Origin of the sequence: Faecalibacterium prausnitzii (genome assembly GCF_003287495.1) — a bacterium.
GTDB lineage: Bacteria > Bacillota > Clostridia > Oscillospirales > Ruminococcaceae > Faecalibacterium > Faecalibacterium prausnitzii_I.
In genome coordinates this window covers 334,576-355,213 of the sequence record NZ_PRLE01000001.1, presented here as the reverse complement: position 1 = coordinate 355,213, position 20,638 = coordinate 334,576, and the positions used below count along the sequence as shown (strand labels likewise).

15 protein-coding genes and 2 tRNA genes are annotated in these 20,638 nt (G+C 57.6%); 11 read left to right on the top strand and 6 right to left on the bottom strand.

What is annotated here, in order from left to right; all coding sequences use genetic code 11:
* Positions 1 to 86 precede the first annotated feature (86 nt).
* Genes C4N22_RS01710 through C4N22_RS01700 form a run of 3 tightly spaced genes read left to right on the top strand, consistent with a single transcriptional unit; the run spans position 87 to position 3,742 of the window.
* Positions 87 to 1,985 carry a nucleoside-diphosphate sugar epimerase/dehydratase gene (locus C4N22_RS01710; protein WP_112114748.1) on the top strand — a complete coding sequence of 633 codons (1,899 nt, stop codon included), beginning with the start codon at positions 87 to 89 and terminating at the stop codon, positions 1,983 to 1,985.
* Positions 1,986 to 2,045: 60 nt separating this feature from the next.
* On the top strand, positions 2,046 to 3,332 hold the full coding sequence (locus C4N22_RS01705) for a diaminopimelate decarboxylase (protein WP_112147778.1): 1,287 nt from the start codon (positions 2,046 to 2,048) through the stop codon (positions 3,330 to 3,332).
* Between the two features lie 26 nt (positions 3,333 to 3,358).
* Positions 3,359 to 3,742: a hypothetical protein gene (locus tag C4N22_RS01700; protein ID WP_112147777.1), complete on the top strand. Its 384-nt coding sequence runs from the start codon at positions 3,359 to 3,361 to the stop codon at positions 3,740 to 3,742.
* Positions 3,743 to 3,935: 193 nt separating this feature from the next.
* Here C4N22_RS01700 and C4N22_RS01695 read toward each other — a convergent pair whose 3' ends face one another.
* Positions 3,936 to 4,310, bottom strand: coding sequence for a PAS domain-containing protein (locus tag C4N22_RS01695; RefSeq protein ID WP_112114751.1), 375 nt, complete (start codon positions 4,308 to 4,310; stop codon positions 3,936 to 3,938).
* Between the two features lies 1 nt (position 4,311).
* Positions 4,312 to 5,325 (bottom strand): RluA family pseudouridine synthase, encoded by a 1,014-nt coding sequence (locus C4N22_RS01690; RefSeq protein ID WP_112147776.1) that lies wholly within the window; start codon positions 5,323 to 5,325, stop codon positions 4,312 to 4,314.
* Between the two features lie 167 nt (positions 5,326 to 5,492).
* Between C4N22_RS01690 and C4N22_RS01685 the strand changes: the two genes are divergently transcribed.
* The 5 genes from C4N22_RS01685 to C4N22_RS01665 all read left to right on the top strand — a co-directional run bounded on the left by C4N22_RS01685 (position 5,493) and on the right by C4N22_RS01665 (position 11,555).
* A complete protein-coding gene (locus C4N22_RS01685; RefSeq protein ID WP_022257724.1) occupies positions 5,493 to 6,218 on the top strand; it encodes a JAB domain-containing protein in 726 nt (241 codons plus the stop codon).
* Positions 6,219 to 6,303: 85 nt separating this feature from the next.
* Positions 6,304 to 8,361 carry an excinuclease ABC subunit UvrB gene (gene uvrB / locus C4N22_RS01680; RefSeq protein ID WP_112147775.1) on the top strand — a complete coding sequence of 686 codons (2,058 nt, stop codon included), beginning with the start codon at positions 6,304 to 6,306 and terminating at the stop codon, positions 8,359 to 8,361.
* Entirely contained in the window at positions 8,348 to 11,212 is a 2,865-nt protein-coding gene (gene uvrA / locus C4N22_RS01675) for an excinuclease ABC subunit UvrA (protein ID WP_112147774.1), read from the top strand. The genes uvrB and uvrA overlap by 14 nt, the downstream gene beginning before the upstream one ends.
* Before the next feature lie 137 nt (positions 11,213 to 11,349).
* Positions 11,350 to 11,427, top strand: a tRNA-Pro gene (locus tag C4N22_RS01670).
* 55 nt (positions 11,428 to 11,482) lie between these two features.
* Positions 11,483 to 11,555: transfer RNA gene (locus tag C4N22_RS01665), tRNA-Ala, on the top strand.
* A gap of 446 nt (positions 11,556 to 12,001) precedes the next feature.
* Here C4N22_RS01665 and C4N22_RS01660 read toward each other — a convergent pair.
* Positions 12,002 to 12,832 (bottom strand): helix-turn-helix domain-containing protein, encoded by an 831-nt coding sequence (locus tag C4N22_RS01660; RefSeq protein WP_242980918.1) that lies wholly within the window; start codon positions 12,830 to 12,832, stop codon positions 12,002 to 12,004.
* A gap of 214 nt (positions 12,833 to 13,046) precedes the next feature.
* Between C4N22_RS01660 and C4N22_RS01655 the strand changes: the two genes are divergently transcribed.
* The 3 genes from C4N22_RS01655 to bilR are packed head-to-tail and all read left to right on the top strand — an operon-like array spanning position 13,047 to position 17,150.
* Positions 13,047 to 14,435, top strand: coding sequence for an MFS transporter (locus C4N22_RS01655; protein WP_112147772.1), 1,389 nt, complete (start codon positions 13,047 to 13,049; stop codon positions 14,433 to 14,435).
* Positions 14,436 to 14,438: 3 nt separating this feature from the next.
* Positions 14,439 to 15,194, top strand: a complete 756-nt coding sequence (locus tag C4N22_RS01650) for an alpha/beta hydrolase family protein (protein ID WP_097793439.1) — start codon at positions 14,439 to 14,441, stop codon at positions 15,192 to 15,194.
* 30 nt (positions 15,195 to 15,224) lie between these two features.
* Positions 15,225 to 17,150: a bilirubin reductase, long form gene (gene bilR / locus C4N22_RS01645; protein ID WP_112147771.1), complete on the top strand. Its 1,926-nt coding sequence runs from the start codon at positions 15,225 to 15,227 to the stop codon at positions 17,148 to 17,150.
* Between the two features lie 275 nt (positions 17,151 to 17,425).
* On the opposite strand, the gene C4N22_RS01640 is transcribed toward bilR, so the two are convergent.
* The 3 genes from C4N22_RS01640 to C4N22_RS01630 all read right to left on the bottom strand — a co-directional run bounded on the left by C4N22_RS01640 (position 17,426) and on the right by C4N22_RS01630 (position 20,265).
* Positions 17,426 to 18,385, bottom strand: coding sequence for a calcium/sodium antiporter (locus tag C4N22_RS01640; protein WP_112147770.1), 960 nt, complete (start codon positions 18,383 to 18,385; stop codon positions 17,426 to 17,428).
* 285 nt (positions 18,386 to 18,670) lie between these two features.
* Entirely contained in the window at positions 18,671 to 18,859 is a 189-nt protein-coding gene (locus C4N22_RS01635; protein ID WP_112147769.1) for an antitoxin VbhA family protein, read from the bottom strand.
* A gap of 305 nt (positions 18,860 to 19,164) precedes the next feature.
* Positions 19,165 to 20,265, bottom strand: a complete 1,101-nt coding sequence (locus C4N22_RS01630; protein WP_347476077.1) for a glycoside hydrolase family 172 protein — start codon at positions 20,263 to 20,265, stop codon at positions 19,165 to 19,167.
* Positions 20,266 to 20,638 lie beyond the last annotated feature (373 nt).

The following is a 20,638-nucleotide window of genomic DNA, read 5'->3' as shown; positions in this document are numbered from 1 at the left end:
CATGGAGGCCCAGTGCCTTTCGTGGAAGTTCCCGGAAGAAAAACGGTGCGGACAGGCTCTGCACTGATGCAAAAGAGGATTTATCTGTGAAAGAAAGAAAAAAACAGCCGCCGAAAGTGTTTGCCCGGCGCGCGTTCCTGTTCTTGGTGGATGCCGTCATCGTTGCGTTCAGCTTTTACTTTGCCCTGCTCCTGCGGGCGGATGGTGCCGTGGAAGCCACCTGGTGGCCCCATAACCGAGCCTTGCTCTACCACAACCTGCCCTGGATCGTGGCCGTGTACCTCGTCTGCTTTCTGGCAGGGGGGCTCTACTCCATCCTGTGGAAGTATGCAGGGGAGCGCGACCTCATCCGGCTGGCCGGGATGATCGGCGTGCCCACCGTCATCGTCTATCTGGTCAACCGCACCCTCATCCATGGCGTGCTCTTCAATTCGGCCAATGTCATGGCCTCCGTCTTCATCTTTTTGCTGGTGGGCGGCAGCCGCCTGGCATGGCGGCTCTTCCTGAACCACCCGCTGGGGGAGCGGCTGCGGGGCAACACCAACAAGGACCCCAACCGCCCGGTGATGATCGTGGGCGCGGGCGAGGCCGGCAACTGGGCCATCAATGTCTGCAAGACCAACGACCTCTACGGTCACCCGGTGGTGGCGGTGGACGATGACCCCGCCAAGCTCAACCAGACCATCCACGGCGTGCCGGTCAAGGGCACGCTGGAAGAGATTCCCGCCCTGTGCGAGAAGTACAACATCCAGGGCATCATCATTGCCATCCCCACCCTGAAAGGCAGCCGCCTGAACCATGTCATTGACCTCTGCGTTTCCACCCACTGTGCCGTGCAGATCCTGAGCGACCCGCAGCTGGTGGGAGCCAACGCGCCGGGGCAGGGGGCATTCCGTGAGCTGAACACGGCGGACTTCCTCTCCCGCGAGGAGGTCACGCTGGACACCGCCAAAATTTCCGGCTACCTCACGGGCAAGACCGTGCTGGTCACGGGCGGCGGCGGTTCCATCGGCAGTGAGCTCTGCCGCCAGGTGATGAAATTCCACCCGGGCAAGCTGCTCATCTTTGATATCTATGAGAACTGTGCCTACGAGCTCCAGATGGAACTCCAGCAGAAGTATGGCCGGGACATCCCCGTGACCGTGCTGGTGGGCTCCATCCGGGACAAAAAGCGGCTGGACGAGGTGTTTGAGACCTACCACCCCACGGTGGTCTTCCACGCGGCAGCCCACAAGCATGTGCCGCTGATGGAGGTCAGCCCGGCGGAAGCCGTCAAGAACAACGTGCTGGGCACCAAGAACCTGCTGGTGAGTGCCAGCGAGCACGGCGTGGAGCGCTTGGTGCAGCTCTCCACCGACAAAGCGGTCAACCCCACCAGCGTCATGGGCTGCACCAAGCGCATCTGCGAAATGCTCATCCAGACCTTTGCGGGCAACACCGACATGAAGTGTGTGGCCGTCCGCTTTGGCAATGTGCTGGGCAGCCATGGCAGCGTCATCCCGCTGTTTGAGGCACAGATCAAAAAGGGCGGCCCCGTCACCCTGACCGACCCCAACATCGAGCGCTACTTTATGACCATCCCCGAGGCAGCCCAGCTGGTGCTGCAGGCGGGGGCACTGGCCGAGAGCGGCAGCATCTATGTGCTGGACATGGGCGAACCCGTCAAGATCATGGACCTTGCCAAGCAGCTGATCCGGTTCTATGGCTATGAGCCGGGTGTGAACATGGACATCAAGATCGTTGGCCTCCGCCCGGGCGAAAAGCTCTACGAAGAGCTGATGATGGATGAGGAGCAGGACAAAATGCGCCGCACCCAGCACAACAAAATTTTTGTGGCCTCGCCCCGCAGCATCGACCTGGCCCAGTTCTACGGCCAGCTGCAGGAGCTGGAAGCTGCGGCCGAGCACAACGACGAGGGCGTGGTGAAACAGCTGGCCAAGATGATCCCCACCTTTACCCCGACGCGGGAAAACCTCAAGCTGTAAAAATGCTGAAACACGGGCATGGGGCCCGCTGTTACCCATAAAATGAGAGGGATGTATATTATGGAAAAGAAACCGTTTCTGACCGAGGCCATGGCCCAGGAGATCATCCAGGACGTGCCCACGCCGTTCCATGTCTACGATGAAAAAGGCATCCGTGAGAATGCCCGCCGCATCAACAAGGCGTTCAGCTGGAACAAGGGTTTCCGGGAGTATTTCGCCGTCAAGGCTCTGCCCAACCCGGTCATTCTGCAGATTTTAAAGGAAGAGGGTTGCGGTGTGGACTGCTCCTCCCTGACCGAGCTGATGCTCAGCGAGGCCTGCGGTTTTACCGGCAGCGACATCATGTTCTCCTCCAACCAGACCCCCGTGGACGACATGAAAAAAGCCTATGAGCTGGGTGCCTATATCAACCTGGACGACGCCACCATGGTGGAGTTCCTGGAGCGGGTGGCAGGCGTGCCCGAGAACATCTTCTGCCGCTACAACCCGGGCGGCACTTTCAGTCTGGGCGAGAGCGAAGAGGGCTTCCAGGTCATGGACAAGCCCGGCGACGCCAAGTATGGCATGACCGAGGAGCAGATGATCGACAGCTATAAGAAGCTGGCCGCCAAGGGTGCCAAGAACTTCGGCATCCATGCATTCCTCGCCTCCAATACCATTTCGGATGAATACTATCCTGAGCTGGCCGCCATCCTGTTCCAGCTGGCGGTCCGGGTGCAGAAAGCCACCGGCGTGCACATTGCCTATATCAACCTGTCCGGCGGCGTGGGCATCCCGTACCGCCCCGACCAGACCGAGAATGACATCATGGCCATCGGCGAGGGCGTCCGGAAGAAGTTTGAAGAGATCCTCGTCCCCGCAGGCATGGGCGATGTGGCCATCTTTACCGAGATGGGCCGCTTTACCACCGGCCCCTACGGTGCCCTGGTGGCAACGGCCATCCACGAGAAGCACATCTATAAGGAATACATCGGTCTGGACGCCTGCGCGGCCAATCTGATGCGTCCCGCCATGTATGGCGCATACCATCACATCACCGTGCTGGGCAAGGAAGACGCTCCCTGCGACCACAAGTACGATGTGGTGGGCGGCCTGTGCGAGAACAACGATAAATTCGCCGTTGACCGGATGCTGCCCAAGATCGACATCGGAGATATCATCTACATCCACGATACCGGCGCGCACGGCTCTGCCATGGGCTATAATTACAACGGCAAGCTGCGCAGTGCCGAGGTCCTGCTCTGCGAGGACGGCTCTCACCGCCTCATCCGCCGCGCCGAGACCCCGCGTGACTACTTTGCAACGCTGGATTTCCTGCCCGCCATGAAGTCTCTGTTTGAGGACTAAAATCACACAAAACAGCGAGGTACAACATGTTCTTTGGCTTTCAGCTCACCTGCGGCCTGATGCTGGTCTTTTACGGCTACTCGGTCATGAAAAATCCCCGTGTCTGGGGCGACCAGGGCCGTCAGGCCGTCAAGGCCGAAAACTTCCCGGAATACTGTCGCCAGAACGGTCTGTTTTTCCTCAAGGCGGGCTTTGTCATGGCCCTCATCGGGGCGCTGGACGCATTGTTCACCCTGAGTGCACTGCTGTACCTGCTGCTGTACATTTTCGGGCTGGCGTTTGCGTTTTACCCGCTTACCCGCTGGTGCAAGGCCAATGAGGGCTTCTCCTGGCCCTGGCCCCGCGTGGAAAGCGAGAAAAAGCGGATCAAGAAGCTGCGCGAACAGCAGAAATCACAAGAGAACAAATAAAACGGAAGCTATGAAAAAGGCACTCCTCACGGAGTGCCTTTTTCGCTATGCGTGTTTGGAATGTGCTTTGTCAACGACTTCGTAAATGTCCCGCCCGCCGCAGAGCTTTCGCCTCTTCACGGGTAGGGAACACGACAGGCTCCTTTCGCTCACAGTGCATCCATGCTGTTCTGCAAATGCTGATAAAAACACCTCAGGTGAAATCATACCGCGGCAGGGTCTCCGGGTCACGGTACTCGTGCTTCTCGTAGTAGCCGATGAGCGTTCCGTCCTCGTCCCGCAGGGCGACCATGTAGACGTCCTTGTTCTGTTTCTCGTTGTGGTAGGTATAGATGAGATTGTGCTCCGGGCTGGCGGCAAACCAGTCCACGACCGTTTGGATCATCTCGTTGGAGTGGGCGTTGTGACAGTTGGCAAGGCTCCGGCCCACCAGTGCGGCCCCGCCGTGCTTGGCATAGCTGCGGATGGCGGCAGGGTTCATGTAGAGGATGGTATGGTCCAGACCGCAAAGGACAATGGAAGCTCTGTCCTGATCGAGGACGCTTTTAAAATAGGGGTTCAGGTTCATGTCAATGACTCCTTTCCGTGGAAGGGACTTCCGGCTTTGCCTTATCCAACGCATCAAACTGCTTGACGATCTGCGGGTCTTTCAGTTTGATGACTTTGCCGGAGAGGTAGTGCAGGGTGTTTTCTTCCGGAATATCGAGGAAGCTGATCCGCACGGCGCACAGTGCCTGCGTTTTTGCCCCGGTGCGCTCGTTCATCTTCCGGTTGCCGTACTTGATGTCACCCAGCACCGGTTTGCCAAGGTAGGCGAGATGGGCGCGGATCTGGTGCGTCCGGCCCGTGATGAGCCCGATCTTGCAGAGGGCAAACGGCCCGGCGGTGCGCAGCACATCCACGTCCGTGATGATCTGCTTCCGGCGCTCGTCCTGTGACTGGTGGGCGTGGATGCTCACCTTGTTGTTCTTCTCGTCGTGCTCCCACCAGGCGGTAAACCGGCCGCTCTGGGGGATGCCCACCGTGATGGTGTAGTACTCTTTCTTGAGCAGGTCCGTGCGGATGATCTCGTTCATGTCCCGCAGGGCGGCGTAGCTCTTGGCGGCGATCACAAGGCCCTCGGTGCCCCGGTCCAGCCGGTTGCAGATGCCGGGTTTGAAGCGGTTCTCGCCGCTGGGGTCGTACTCGCCTTTCTGGGCCAGATACTGGGTAAAGGCATCCACCAGGTTGGCGTCGCCGGTGCGGTCGCTGTGGCAGAGCAGGTGAGTGGGCTTGTACAGCACCGCAATGTTCTCATCCTCATAGATGACGGTCACTTTGGGCTGGTTCTGCTGCTTTTTGGGCGGCTTCTTTGCGGCGGGCTTGGCCCCCTCCGGCGGGAAAAACTCATCGTTGATGTACAGCTCAATGAGGTCTCCGGCCTGGATGCGGTCTTCCGGGGCTCCTTTTTTGCCGTTGACCTTGATCCGCTTGTTGCGGAAGCTCTTGTAGAGCAGGCTGGTGGGGAGATCGTGGGTCACGCTCTGGACAAAGCGGGAGAGGCGGACGCCCTCATCGTTGGCGGTGGCAGTGTATTGTTTCATGAATTTGGTTCCTTTATTTTCAGAGATGAAATGGTACTTTTGATTTTTATACAACTATAATACAACGCCCGGCGGGCTCTGGCAAGGAAATTTTGCGGGTAAGGCTTGTCTTTTGCCGAAAATGCGGTACGATAGAAGCAGCAATCCAGAGAAAAGGAGAACGAACCATGGCTGCAGAAAACAACCTCCATCAGGGGCACCGCGAACGGATGCGGGAGCGCATTGCCCAGCAGGGCTTTGAGAGCCTGGCCGACCACGAGGCACTGGAAGTTCTCCTTTACCTGACGAACCCCCGCAAGAACACCAATGTCATGGCCCACGCCCTGCTCAAGCGGTTCGGCAGTTTCTCCCGGGTGCTGGACGCGGAGGAAGAGGAGCTGTGCAAAGTGGAGGGCGTGGGGCCTGCCACGGCCCGGATGCTGCATCTCATGCCCGAAATCTGCAAATACTATACCCGCTGCCGCGCCAGTGAGGAAAACTGCCTGCGCACTACCGAGCAGCTGGCAGAGTTTTTAAAAAGTAAATTCCTGGGGGCAGACCGGGAACGGGCCCTGCTGATGGCGCTGGACAGCCGCAGCCGGGTGCGGGGCGCGTACTGGCTGCGGGAGGGCACCAGCAGCAAGGTCAGTTTTGAGATCAAGGACGTGGTGGCGGCGGCTCTTAAGGGCGGCACCGACAGCGTGGTGCTCTGCCACAACCACCCCAACGGGATGGCGATGCCTTCCCGGGAAGACCTGCAGGCCACGGAGAACATCGTCCGGGCGCTGGGGCTGGTCAAGATCCAGCTGCGGGATCATCTGATCCTGACGGAAACAGAATATTTTTCCATGCGGGAGGAGGGCCGTCTGCCGTTTTATGATTTTGAGAGCGGGCAGATGCTCCGTCCTTACTGAACAAATGGTTTACTTTATAAAATAATTGTGGTATAATCACGGAGAAGAAAACAACTAATTGTGGTTTTAGAGAGGAGAGAGGGCCGTGGCAGAGCAGACGTTTCAACTGGTGTCCAATTATCAGCCCACGGGGGATCAGCCCCAGGCCATCGCGCGGCTGGTGGAGGGCGTGGAGCGGGGAGACCGCTGCCAGACCCTGCTGGGCGTTACCGGAAGCGGCAAGACCTTTACCATGGCCAACGTCATTGCAAAATGCAACCGCCCCACGCTGGTGCTGGCCCACAACAAAACACTGGCGGCCCAGCTGTGCACCGAGTTCCGCTCGTTTTTCCCGGAAAACGCGGTGGAGTATTTTGTCTCCTACTACGACTACTACCAGCCGGAGGCCTATATCCCCAGCACGGATACCTATATCGAGAAAGACAGTGCCATCAACGACGAGATCGACCGCCTGCGCCACTCGGCCACGGCGGCACTTTCGGAGCGGCGGGATGTCATCATTGTGGCGTCGGTGTCCTGCATCTACTCGCTGGGCGACCCCATCGACTACCGCAGCATGGTCATCAGCCTCCGCCCCGGCATGGAGCTGGAGCGGGACGAGCTCTGCCGGCGGCTGGTCAACCTGCAATATGAGCGGAACGACATCAACTTTACCCGCAACAAATTCCGCGTCCACGGCGACACGGTGGATATCTACCTGGCCTATATGAGCGACCTGGCCATCCGGGTGGAGTTCTTTGGGGATGAGATCGACCGCATCCTCGAATTCAACCCGGTGACGGGTGCCAAACAGAACGTGGTCAAGCATGTGGCCATCTTCCCGGCCAGCCACTACATCGTCAGCGCCGAGAAAAAGGCTGCCGCCATTGAGAAGATCCGCGCGGAGTGCGATGCCCAGGTCAAGCAATTCACGGCGGAGGGCAAACTCATTGAGGCCCAGCGCATCCAGCAGCGGACGAATTACGACATTGAGATGCTGACGGAAGTGGGCATCTGTAAGGGCATCGAGAACTACTCGGCGGTCCTCTCAGGCCGTGCCCCGGGCAGTATGCCCACGACCCTGCTGGATTATTTCCCGGAGGATTTTCTGCTGTTTGTGGATGAGAGCCATGTCACCCTGCCACAGGTGCGGGCCATGTACGGCGGAGACTACGCCCGCAAGAAAACGCTGGTGGAGTATGGCTTCCGCCTGCCCTCGGCGTTCGACAACCGCCCGCTGAAGTTTGAGGAAGTGGAGTCCAAGCTCAACCAGATGATCTTTGTCTCGGCCACCCCGGGCGAGTATGAGCGCCAGAACAGCACCCAGGTGGCTCAGCAGGTCATCCGGCCCACCGGTCTGCTGGACCCGGTCATCTCGGTGCGCCCGGTGGAGGGGCAGGTGACCGATCTGCTGGGTGAGATCAATGCCCGGATCGAGCGCCAGGAGCGGGTGCTTGTGACCACCCTGACCAAGAAGATGGCCGAGGACCTGACGGATTACTTCACCGAGCAGGGCATCAAAGTCAAATATATGCACCACGAGGTGGATACTTTTGAGCGAATGGAGATCATCAAAGACCTGCGCCTTGGCTCCATCGACGTGGTGGTGGGCATCAACCTCCTGCGTGAGGGTCTGGACCTGCCCGAGGTGAGCCTGGTTGCCATCCTTGACGCGGACAAAGAGGGATTCCTCCGCAGCGAGACCAGCCTGATTCAGACCATTGGCCGCGCGGCCCGCAACGCCGAGGGCCTTGTCATTATGTACGCGGACGAGATCACCGACAGCATGGACCGCGCCATTACCGAGACAGAGCGCCGCCGCGCCATCCAGATGGCCTATAACAAGGAACACGGAATCGTGCCCAAAACCATCGTCAAGGCCATCCCGGACAGCATTGAGATCAGCGATAAGGCCGAGAACGCCAAAATGAATACCCGCCGGATGGGCAAGCTGGAGCGGGAGGCCGCCATTGACCGCCTGACCCGGGAGATGAAAGAGGCGGCCAAGTTGTTGGAGTTTGAGCACGCGGCGTTCCTGCGTGACCAGATCGACCGCCTGCGCCGGGGCGAGAACCCCACGGCAGATTCGTCCGCCGAACAGGAGCGGAAGCAGAACCACGCACAGACACAGAGAAGAGGGAGAAAATACCTTGGCAAACGATAAAATCATCATCAAAGGGGCCCGGGAGCACAACCTGAAAAATGTCAGCTTGACCCTCCCGCGGGAAAAGCTCATCGTCATGACCGGCCTGTCCGGCTCGGGCAAGTCCAGCCTGGCCTTTGATACCATTTACGCCGACGGCCAGCGCCGCTATGTCGAGAGCCTTTCCAGCTATGCCCGGATGTTCCTGGGCCGGATGGATAAGCCCGATGTGGACGAGATCACCGGCCTGTCTCCGGCCATTTCCATCGACCAGAAGACCACCAGCCACAACCCCCGTTCCACGGTGGGCACTGTGACCGAAATTTATGATTACCTCCGTCTGCTGTATGCCCGCATCGGCATCCCACACTGCCCGGTCTGCGGCAGGGTCATCAGCCAGCAGACCGTGGACGAGATGGTGGACGCCGTGCTCAAGCTGGAAGAGGGGACAAAGTTCCAGGTGCTGGCTCCGGTCGTCCGCCAGCGCAAGGGCACCCAGCAGAAAGAGCTGGACGCCGCCCGGCGGGGCGGCTATTCCCGCGTCCGGATCGACGGCAACCTCTATGATCTGGATGAGGAGATCAGCCTGGAAAAGAACGTCAAGCACACCGTGGAGATCGTGGTGGACCGTCTTGCCATCCGCAAGGGCATCCGGGGCCGTCTGGCGGACTCGCTGGAGACAGCTCTGGCACTGACGGGCGGCATCGCCGAGGTGGATGTCATCGGCGGCGAGTGCATGACGTTCAGCCAGAACTTTGCCTGCCCGGAGCACGGCATTTCCATCAGCGACCTTTCGCCCCGCCTGTTTTCGTTCAACAACCCGCTGGGTGCCTGCGAGAAGTGTACCGGTCTGGGCACTTTCATGCGGGTGGATGAGGAACGCATCCTGCCCAACCGCAATCTCTCCATCCGGGAGGGGGCCATCAAGGCCAGCGGCTGGTACTATGCCGAGGGCTCTGTGGCTGAGATGTATTATCTGGGCCTTGGCAAAAAGTACGGTTTCACGCTGGACACGCCCATCAAAGAGATGAGCACCGAGGCAATCAACGCCCTGCTCTACGGCACCAACGGCGAAAAAATCGAAATGCACCGCACCAATGAGTTTGGCAGCGGCGTCTACCATAATACGTTTGAGGGCATCGTGGAGAACCTGGAACGCCGCTTCCGGGAGACCAACAGCGAGTGGATGAAAGAGGAGATCGGCAGCTTCATGTCCGGTGTGGAGTGCCCGGACTGCCACGGCAAGCGCCTCAAGCCCATCGTGCTGGCGGTGACCATCGGTGGCAAGAACATCAGCGATTTCTGCGAAATGTCCATCCGGGATGAGCTGAACTTCATTGCGGAAAATGAACCGAACCTGACGGAGAAGCAGAAGCAGATCGGCGGCCAGATTCTCAAAGAAATCAAAAACCGGCTGCAGTTTTTGCAGAGCGTTGGTCTGGATTATCTCACCCTGGCCCGCGCGGCAGGCACTCTGTCCGGCGGCGAGAGCCAGCGCATCCGCCTGACGACCCAGATCGGCAGCGCCCTTTCCGGTGTGCTCTATGTGCTGGACGAGCCCTCCATCGGCCTCCATCAGCGGGACAACAACAAGCTCATTGCCACCCTGAAAAACCTGCGGGACCTGGGCAATACGGTTATCGTGGTGGAGCACGACGAGGATACCATGCGCAGTGCGGATTATATTGTGGATGTGGGCCCCGGCGCGGGCGTCCACGGCGGCGAGATCGTGGCGGCTGGCAGTGTGAAAGACATCTGCAAGGCCAAGCGGAGCATTACCGGCGACTATCTCTCGGGCCGTAAGCGCATTGCGGTCCCGGAGACCCGCCGCACCGGAAACGGCAACTTCCTCACGGTGAAAGGTGCACGGGAGAACAACCTGCGCAACATTGACGTGAAGTTCCCGCTGGGCGAGTTCATCTGCGTCACCGGCATTTCCGGCTCAGGCAAATCCAGCCTCATCAACGAGATCCTGTACAAGACGCTGGCCTGTGAGCTGAACGGAGCCCGCAGCCGGGCCGGAAAGTGCGATGGGGTAGAGGGGCTGGAGTTTGTCGATAAGGTCATTGGCATCGACCAGCAGCCCATCGGCCGCACGCCCCGCTCTAACCCGGCAACCTACACGGGCGTCTTCAACGATATCCGCACGGTCTTTTCCCAGACGCAGGACGCCAAGATGCGGGGCTATGGCCCGGGCCGGTTCAGCTTCAACGTCAAGGGCGGCCGCTGCGAGGCCTGTGAGGGCAACGGTATCCTGCAGATCGAGATGCACTTCCTGCCGGACGTCTACGTCCCCTGTGAGGTCTGCAAGGGCGCCCGCTACAACCGCGAGACGCTGGAAGTAAAGTATAAGGAAAAGACCATCTCTGACGTGCTGAACATGACGGTGGAGGAGGCTGTGGTCTTCTTTGCCAACCAGCCCAAGATCGCCCGGAAATTACAGACTCTGTTGGACGTGGGCCTTGGTTATGTGACCCTGGGCCAGAGCGCTACCACTCTCTCTGGCGGCGAGGCACAGCGTGTCAAGCTGGCCAATGAGCTGGCCCGCCGCAGCACCGGAAAGACAGTCTATATCCTCGATGAGCCCACCACCGGCCTCCACATTGCGGATGTCCACCGCCTCATTGAGGTGCTGCAGAAGCTGGTGGACGCGGGCAATACCGTCATTGTCATCGAGCACAACCTCGACCTCATCAAGTGCGCAGACCATATCATTGATCTGGGCCCCGAGGGCGGCAGTGCCGGCGGCCTCATCGTGGCCGAGGGCACCCCGGAAGAGGTGGCTGCAGTGCCAGAGAGCTTTACCGGCCAGTACCTGAAACCGCTGCTGGAAAAAGACAAACAGCTCCGTGCCGCAGAGGCAGAAAAATAATTGTGCGCACAAACGCCAAAAACCATACTTTTGCAAAAAAGTGGGAGAAAAATTTGGGAAAGTGGTTGACAAAAGGCCGCTCCATGCGTATAATATCTCATGTCGCCACGCTTCGGTAGGGAAGCGGAGCGCGATATCCGGGTGTAGCGCAGTTTTGGTAGCGCGCTTGAATGGGGTTCAAGAGGCCGTGAGTTCGATTCTCGCCACTCGGACCAAATAAAAACGATCCGAACGGTTTCTCGCAAGGGGAGCGGTTCGGATTGTTGCTATGGGCCTATAGCTCAGTTGGGAGAGCGTTCGGTTCGCATCCGAGAGGTCAAGGGTTCGAATCCCTCTAGGTCCACTTTTAGCAGCAGCGTAATTTTAACGCTGCTGCTTTTCTTTTGCGTGCACATAAGTCACACGCTGGCTTTGGGACCTAGAGGGATTCGAACAGCACGGCCCTGCCGCAGGCAGGGCAAGCAACCAGCCCAGTGCAACGGCGACGACCGCAGCCAGTGGCTGAAACAGGGAGGAGCTGTTGGGGCCGCGTTCTGATTTTTCAAAGCCCCGCCAAGGGGCTGCGGAAAAATCAGCTAACGCAACTCGTCGCTGTTGCTTCGTGCGCGGGTCCCAACCAGTAGGAATATCTACCGAGGAGACTTTCGTTTTTGCCGCATCGTTTTGTACGATGCGGCGTTTTTTATGTCCAAAAACCTTTGGCAGACCGTGCCGGGCTCCGAACCCTGAAGTCGGATGCGAACCGGGCGGCTTTTTTCACAGGCGCAGACGGCGCTGCTTTTGCCGGATTTATCCCCGGGCGTCCTGCCGGGTGGTGTGGAAGTACTCCTTGGGGGTCATGCCGTACTCCTTTTTGAAGGCGCGGAAAAAGTGGTTGTAACCGCCAAAGCCGCTGGTCTTGTACACCTCGGTGATGGGCAGCCCCTGCTCGATGAGGGTGCAGCAGCGGTCTAACCGCGCCTTTACGATATAGCGGTGCACCGTCTGCCCGGTCTGGCGTTTGAATTCCCGGGCAATATGTTCCCGGGAGACGAAAAACTCCTTTTCCAGCCGCTCCAGCGTCAGTTCCTCGGTAAGGTGCGCCTGAATAAACAAAAACACCTCGTCCAGCATCAGGTGGTGGCGGCTGACCGATGCGGTGCGGAACTCCGCATGGATGCAGGCACGCAGCGCCAGCACCACAAACATTTGCAAAATACCGTGCTCGAACACCGCTGCACCGAACTGGGTGCACTCCTGCGGGAGCATCAGCAGCTTCCGGGCAAGGTTTTTCAGCAGCATATAGATCTGGCTGTCCGGGCGCACAGCCACCTGCCGAAAGGGCACCACGTTGAAGCTTTTTTCAAGGTCGGTATCTGCGTCCGAAAGCTGCGCCAGCGTCTGGGGGGACAGCTGCACCCGAATAAGTTCCAGCGGGCCGTAAGCACCGGCGTATTCCAGTCTGCCGCCCTGACCGGGCTTGAAGATGATGAGATTCTGCTGCTGTGCGGGCAGCACCACCTCGCTGCATCGGAACACACCGCTGCCCCGCATGACCAGAAACAAATCATAATACGCGCCGGAATAAAATTCCCGGACGGCGCTCTGCTCAAAAAGATAACGCTTGGCTGTATAATTCACCAAAAAGTCCTCCATGAAACTGTCATGTGTAACAGATTGTTGCACACAACAGAAAAGTACAACTGTTATAATTGCATAATACATCAATTTGCGATAGTTTTCAATCATTTTTTGGATATGCATTGATGAAAAATTAACGTATAATGCAAACGTAGAAAAGAGACTTGTGCGAAAAGTCTCGTGGTTTCACTGTTTTTAAGGAGGATAAAACACAATGGACCAGAAAAAGACCATCCGACCCTTCTCCATGAAGGACAAGATCGGTTATACGCTGGGCGATCTGGGCTGCTGCTTCACCGAGCAGTACCGCGCCATGTATCTGTCGATCTTCTACACCCTGATCCTGCAGGTCAACCCCTTCCACGTGGGTATCCTGATGCTGATCACCAAGATCTGGGACGCCGTGAATGACCCCATCATCGGTGCCATCGTGGACTCCCGCAAGGCCACCAAGGGCGGCAAGTTCATCCCGTGGATCCGCGCTTTCTCCTTCCCCATGGCAGTGCTGTGCATACTTGGCTTTGTCAATGTAGGGAATATCAACTACGGCCTGCGTCTGGCCTACATGTTCGTCACCTACGTTCTGTACGAGGCGCTGTACACCTGCGTCAACGTGCCCTTCGGTACTCTGTCCAGCGTGATGACCGATGATGTCAGCCAGCGCACCGCACTGTCCCGCTACCGCAGCCTTGGCGGCACCATCTTCATGACCGTTATGGTCATGGTCGGCCCCCTGTTCCTGTATGTGGACAACCAGCCCGTGGCTGGCCGCTTCCTGATGCTGGCCTGCATCTGCGCTATGCTGGGTCTGCTGTGCCTGCAGATCACCTGCGTATGGTGCAAGGAGCGCGTGGAAGTGCCCGAGCGTCCGCAGGGCGAAAAGCTGAACTACCTGCATGTGCTCAAGGAGATCTCTCACAATAAGGCTCTGCTGGGCGTTATGTTCTTCAGCCTGACCGGCATGATCGGTGCTTCCGTGGTCAACGGTCTGAACACCTACCTGTATAAGGACTTCTTCGGCAACGTTAAAATTCAGGCTGTCTCCGGTATGCTGAGCGTGCTGTACGCTGTGCTGTCCTTTGCCATCACCCAGCCTCTGGCCAACAAGTTCGGCAAGAAGGAGTGGTGCTGCATGGGCGCCGGCTTTGCCGCCATCGTGTTCGGCATCCTGTTCTTCTTCCCCGTCCACAACCCCGTGGCCTTCATCGTCATCAACGGTATCTGCTATCTGGGCGCTTCCGGCATGCAGGTGCTGATCTGGGCTATGGTCAACGACGCCATCGACTACCACGAGCTGCAGACCGGCGAGCGCAACGAGGGCATCGTTTACTCCACCTACTCTTTCTTCCGCAAGCTTGCAAGCGCCATTTCCGGCAGCCTGTCCAGCTTTGTGCTGGGTGCCATCGGCTACAACGTTACCGCAGGCGCTGTGCAGACCGCAGGCGTTGTGAACGCCATCTGGAAGAGCTACACCGGCATCTACTTTCTGGGCTACGGCATTGCAGTTGCCATCCTGTTCTTTGTCTACCCCCTGACCAAGCAGAAGACTGCTGAGATGCTGACCGAGCTGAAGGCTCGCCGCGCCGCAAAGGAGAGCAAGTAAACCATGAAAATCTTACAGGTTCAGTTTAAAAACCGCAATGGCCACACCCTGCGCGGCATCGTGACCCTGCCCGACACCGAGGGCAAGGTACCCTTTGTGGTGCATCTGCACGGCTTTGCCGGCAGCTGCAGCGGCTACAAGTCCATGTACACCCATCTGTCCCGCGCTCTGGCAGCGCAGGGCATCGGCAGCGCCCGGTTCGATTTCTACGGCAACGGCGAGAGCGACGGCGAGTTCGAGGATATGAGCTTTGACGGCTTGCACACCGATGCACAGGATATCTTTGCATGGGCCGCTGAACAGCCCTATGTGGACAGCGAAAAGCTGTTCCTCTCCGGCCAGAGCATGGGCGGTTACATTGCTGCCTCCTGCGCACCGGTCATCCAGCCCCACGGCCTGATTTTGCTGTGCCCGGGCGCCGGGATGTGGTTCGGCTGCGCCCAGCGCGCCGACGGCATTATGCAGACCGGCAAGGACTACGCCGACATGGAGGGTCTGTGCTACAAGATGGCCTTTAACTACGAGATGGCAAAGCACCCCGACCCCTTTACCGAGGCCAAGGGCTACAACGGCCCGGTGCTGCTGCTGCGCGCCGACGATGACCGTCTGGTGGACGAGGGCACCTGCAACCGTTACGCACAGGTGTACACCGCACCCGATGTGGACACCATTGCAGGCGGCGGCCACAACTTTGCCACGCTGGCAGCCCGTGCCGCCGTGGAGGAAAAGACCGCAGCATTCATCAAAGCAAATCTGTAAAGCAAAGCGTATCTGCAAGGAGGTTTTCGTATGCAAAACGTGATTCTGCAGCCCATCGAGGTGGGCGGACAGACCTTTAAAAACCGCATCATGTTCCCCCCGCTGACCACCGGCTACGAGAAAAACGGCATGATCAGTGAGCAGGACATGGGCTTCTACACCCGTCTGGCAAAGGGCGGCGTGGGCTACATCGTTATGGGCGATGTGGCACCCATCAACAGCTTTTCTCCCACCCCCAAGCTGTTTGACGACAGCCAGATCCCTGCCTTCAAGGCACTGGCCGACAGCGTACACGCCTACGGCACCAAGCTGGGCGTCCAGCTCTTCCACCCGGAGTACGACGTGGACGCCATCAACAGCCTGTTCATGCAGAAGAAGTTTGACGAAATGCGTCAGCGCCTGCATCACGACATGATGTTCTTCACCGATGAGGTCAGCGAGGAGATGCTGATGGCCATCATCGATAAGATGTGCGCCTGCGCAGTGCGTGCACAGAAGGCCGGTGTGGACGTGATCCAGATCCACGGCGACCGCCTGAACGGTTGCCTGTGCTCCACCCGCATGAACCACCGCACCGATAAGTTCGGCGGCAGTCTGGAGAACCGCGTCCGCTTTGCCCGCATGCTGACCCGCGCCATCCGCAAGGCTGTGCCGGATATGGTCATCGACTACAAGCTGTCCATCGTCACCCCGCAGCGCGGCAAGGGCGGCATTGACGAAGCCGACGCCGTGCAGTTTGCCCAGTGGCTGGTAGAGGACGGCGTGGATATGCTCCACGTTGCGCAGGCCAACCACACCGGCAACATGGCCGACACCATTCCTCCCATGGGCGTACAGCCCTACGGCTTCTTCGTCAAAATCGCCGGGGACATCAAAAAGGCCGTCAATGTGCCGGTCAGCGCCGTGGGTCGTATCGTGGATGCCGAAATGGCTGCGCGTGTCATCGAGAGCGGCATGGCCGACATGGTTGCCATGGGTCGCCCGCTGCTGGCAGACCCCGACTGGGGCACCAAGATCGCTGCCGGGAAGGCCTGCGATATCCGCCGCTGCATCAGCTGCAACAAGGGCTGCACCGATGCCATCCAGAACCGTCAGTTCCTCTCCTGCGTGCTGAACGCGGAGAACGGCTACGAGAACACCCGCAGCATCCAGCCCGCAGCGCAGAAAAAGAAGATCGCCGTCCTCGGCGGCGGCCCTGCCGGTCTGGAAGCCGCCCGTGTGGCAGCGCTGCGCGGCCATGACGTGACCCTGTTTGAAAAGACCACCACTCTGGGCGGCCAGCTGAACATTGCCTGCGTACCTCCCCGCAAGGAGGAGATGCGCCGCGCCGCACAGGACCTGATCCACGCGGTCTGCAACGCCGGTGTGCACCTGTGCATGGGTCAGACCCGCACCGCAGAGCAGCTGAAGGATGCCGGTTTCGAGGCCGTCATCAACGCTGTGGGCGCACACAGCGCCGCACCCCGCATCCCCGGCATCGACAGCGTGAACGTTGCCGACGCTTGGAGGGTGCTGGCCGGTGAGCAGCAGGTGTACGGCACGGTTGCCGTCATCGGCGGCGGCATGGTGGGCTGCGAGACCGCAGAGTATCTGGCTGCCCGCGGCTGCAAAGTGTCCGTTATCGAGATGATGGACAAGATCGCCGCAGGCGAGAGCACCACCATTCTGCCCACCCTGCTGGAAAACTATAAGACCTACGGCGTGGAGCAGTACCCCAGCCACAAGGTCAAGGAGTTCCGCATGGACGCCGTCGTCTGCGAGAACAAGGACGGCGCAGAGGTGACCATCCCCTGCGATTACATCGTGCTGGCTATGGGCGCACGCTCCAACGAATTTGACGCTGCTGCGCTGGAAGCTGCCGGCATCCCGGTGTATTCCATTGGCGATGCCGCCGGCAAGGCTGCGGATATCTCCAACGCCATCCGCACCGGCTACGATACCGCCTGCCAGCTGTAAAACAAAAATATCGTTCTATTTGTGGGTCAGAAACGCCTATTGGCGCTTCTGACCCACTTTTTTTACCCTCTCAGGCGCTCCCGTGTCCGCTCTCCCAAGGGGAGAGCGGACACGCCCGGAAACTTTACGGGTCAGCCGGGAACTGTACCGCCACCGCTTAAGCTTTCACCCACCGGGGGAAGATATCGCGGAGCGCATTCAAAATCATCCCACATAAAAAGGCTGCTGCACAAAACCCTGTGCAGCAGCCTTAAATATTTTACGTTTACAACAGATCAGATGCTGAACTGCACGGCGCAGAAGGCGGCATAGATGCACAACAGTGCAATGCCCTGCGGGCGGCTCAGCTTGCCCTTGATCAGAGCGGGCAGGGTGAGCAGCAGCATCACGGCAAACATGACCGGGATATCCATCACCAGCGAGGCGTTCATGCCTGCGATGGTGGAGTTCTGCGGGATGCTGAAGGGTGCCAGCGTGACAGACACGCCGCTGACCAGCACTAGATTGAACACGTTTGCACCGATGACGTTGCCCAGCGACAGCGCGCCGTGCCCCTTGGCCAGCGAGGTGATGGCGGTGACCAGCTCCGGCAGCGAGGTGCCCAGTGCCACAAAGGTCAGCGCAATGACCGACTCCGGCACGCCCAGCGCCTGTGCGATGAGGGTGCCGTTGTCCACCAGCAGGTCAGCGCCCACAGCAATGAGCACTGCGCCGATGGCCAGCAGCCCCAACTCCTTGGCAAAGGAGCCTTCCTCAGCCTGCTCTTCCTCTTCCGGGGCGGGGGCATTTTTCATAGCCAGCACGTTGCACACGATGTAAGCCACGAACATGGCCAGCAGGATCAGGCCCACCGGGCGGGTGAAGGAGCCGGTGGTGTAGGCCACACCGGCATAGAAAGCGGCAGCCACAAAGAAGAAGGCCACCGGGGTGCGTAGGCTCTTGGGGTCAACCTTGCCCGGGCGCACCGCAATGGTGATGGCGGCGATCAGTGCAGCGTTGCAGATGACCGAGCCGATGGCGTTGCCGTAGGCGATCTCGCCATGACCGGTGAGGGCAGAGGTGGTGGACACCATGACCTCCGGCAGGGTGGTACCGATGGACACCACCGTGGCACCGATGAGCAGCTCCGGCACATGGAAGCGGCGGGCGATGCCGGTGGCACCGTCCACAAACCAGTCGCCGCCCTTGATCAGGCACAGCAGACCCACGATAAATAACAGAACAGGGATCAGCATAATATCTCTCCTTTTTAATAATAGCGGCAGAGGCACAAAAAAAGACCTTTATCACATCCAGCCCAAAACGGGAAAATGTGATAAAAGTCTCAAGCATCCGGTACTGCATCGGGCATTTCTACCGGGGGTGTCGCTGCAGCACAGCGCACCCGTTTTTCAACTAAAGTACGCCCCTTACTCCCTTTTATCCAGAGAATATTATACCTGTTTTCCAGCAAAAGCGCAAGGGAAAATAGCAGTACATGGACTGTACTGTGGTGTAGACATCATACTTTGAGAACATAATCAGCCTTTCTTCGCGTACTTTGCACGCAGTTCTTTCACGACCTGCTGATAGCTGGCCTGACCGCTGCCAATGCGATCAAGGTTGCTGCGTGTATCTTTGCTGATGGTCATGCCCTCAATGGCAAAGGTTCCATACACATTGCGGAGGTTGCTCTTGTGCTGGGCAGGGGTAGTATACTTGACACTCACGGTTGAGGCTCCTTTTAATCCACATGATACTATATAAAGTTTATCGTGTGTGCGTCCTCTTGTCAATCTATAACTTGATCTTCGTTAAAATATTGTATTGTAAAGGAACCTTAAAGAATGAACGGAAAATGTGAAAGGCTTGTGAAAAGACGGATCTCTGTAATCTAGATTGCTTTTTGAATACCATATAAAAAAGAAAGAGCCCGTTTCCGGACAAATTCGTTGGAAGCAGATTTGTTCGGAACGGACTCTTGTAGCCGATATGCAAAGTCATGAAACATATAAAATAGGAAAAGCGTCAAAAATCATCTTGGCCAGCGCTCTTTTCTGGGCATGAGTGGCGCAAATGGTACATGAGGATGCGTCTGGTACCAGTAAGCTGTGGTAGCGACATCATCCTGACGTTCAAAAAGACCTCCGTGACTGGCACCAATCTGCTGCAGAGTTACCTTAAGGTCCTTCTCAAAAAGGATAGGATCAAGAAGGTGCCAGCGGTAGAAGCTGCGTTGTGGCATCTGATCATCATTGTGGTAATCATTATGAAGGAAGGTATCGTGGCTAGAGTAGTAAGGATAGCCAAGATACGGAGTACAGTACTGATTTTCAACGGTTTGGCCATTTTGCTGTGTTGCAAAGCTCCATGCACCGCCGAAGTAATCTTCTGTTCCGGTTCCGCAAATAGTTGGATAATCCTTGTCTCCATCGATGTAGAATTTCATCTCACCTTCTCCGTACCAGTAGCGTTCGAGGCTGGTAAGCGCAAGATAAGTTCCAACGTACTGGCCTTTCCCTTTGATGTTGTCGAGGACAACGTAGTCTTTTGCCTTTTCCGTTATGCGCTGACGACGCCACTGGGCATGGAAATAGGCAGCATCCTCCGGAACCGTTGTCAGGCAATAGTCGATCTGATAAAAGAAGGCCGGAATCGGCTCATCACACTGATTTTCAATGGTAATACGGGCGTTTTTACGGAACGGCATCGGGAAATAGCTGTTGAAACCACGGGTCGGATTGACAGCAATCGGGACTGAGTTTACCTGGTAGGAAACACCGAAGCCGCAGCAGAAGAAATCGCCAAGCGGGCATTCAACGGATGGGAATTCCTCATCGTCCCAGTACATGCGCAGAACAAGATCCCGCAGAACATAACGGTTACGTTCACTGGTACGGTCTGTAACGGTGATCCAGATGTGCTGAATCATGCCTTCTCCCTGGATCTCACCAAGTGTTACGGTCTCTCCTGCTTCTATTTTCGGGATACACGGGGAACCTTTTCTGGACGGACCAAGATCGCTGTATGCCATGCCGCCTTTTCCTTTTTCTCCGTTCCGGTTTTCCCAGTTGATGGAACGGGACTGTCCGTTTTTCAGCCGGAAAATATTCTGTAAACCACAATCAAACATCATATATTCCTCCTACTCACAAATGAGCAATTGTCTTTTATGTTGAATTGAATTCATTCAAACAATTCCGCTTAACAGGTACAGTCTCCACCCATGTTCCAGTTGATTCCTTGAAGGGGATTGCTTGCAAAGTTGTTATTATTGTACACTTTTATTTGTATAAAAGCAATGTGCTACTGCCATAAATCTTTAGCACCACACTCATGAATGCATACAACACCCAGCGGGTACAGCGCAATCTTGGTGTTGTTACGCCAATGGAAAAGTGCCAGATGGCATTTGCTGCGTAAAAAATCTGCCAAGAGCAGTGCTCTTGGCAGCAAAATCTTATTTTATTTCATTGTACGCTTGAGGGGATGCGGTTCACCGCGCGGGA